Raw genomic sequence first — 599 nt, 5'->3', positions numbered from 1 at the left:
TGTCCGGCCGGATCGACTGGATGATCGCTTCGGCATTCAAATGCTTCGGCAGCGGCAATTGCACCAGGATGCCGTGGATGGACGCATCCTCGTTCAGCGTCGCCACCAGCTTTGCCAGCTCAGCTTGCGTCGTCTCGGCCGGCAGCGTGTGCTGGATGGAGGTAAAGCCGCATTCCTTGGCCATGCGGCCCTTGGCGCCGACATAGGTGTGGCTTGCCGGATCATCACCGACGATGACGACCGCAAGGCCGGTCTTCACGCCAGTGTTCTTTTCCAGTGCTGCGGTCGCCGTCTTCACCGCATCAATTACCGAAGCAGCCACCTGCTTGCCATCGATGATGTCAGCCATCGCTCAGCCCATGCGTTCCGAAGCATAGCTTCCCGGGCTTGCCGGGAAGACGATGGTGCGGTTGCCGTTGAGGAAGGTGCGGTAGTGGATATGGGCATGGATGGCGCGGGCCAGCACCTGGCTTTCGACATCGCGGCCGATCGAGACATAGTCTTCCGCCGACTGCGCATGCGTGATGCGCGCCGTGTCCTGCTCGATGATCGGACCTTCGTCGAGATCGCCGGTGACGTAATGCGCCGTGGCCCCGATC

General features: G+C 61.9%; 2 protein-coding genes. Both read right to left on the bottom strand.

Annotation, left to right across the window (positions count from 1 at the left end):
* Positions 1-349, bottom strand: a 349-nt coding sequence (locus QD357_RS32840; protein ID WP_414126169.1) for a tetrahydrofolate dehydrogenase/cyclohydrolase catalytic domain-containing protein, incomplete at its 3' end; no start/stop codon positions are given.
* A gap of 3 nt (positions 350-352) precedes the next feature.
* On the bottom strand, positions 353-599 hold a 247-nt coding region (locus QD357_RS32835; RefSeq protein ID WP_414126168.1), incomplete at its 5' end, for a formyltransferase family protein.

The organism is Rhizobium sp. BR 317, assembly GCF_047445835.1.
Classification (GTDB): domain Bacteria; phylum Pseudomonadota; class Alphaproteobacteria; order Rhizobiales; family Rhizobiaceae; genus Rhizobium; species Rhizobium paranaense.
Note: the sequence above shows the minus strand (reverse complement) of the source record. Positions and strands in the feature narration are given on the sequence as shown.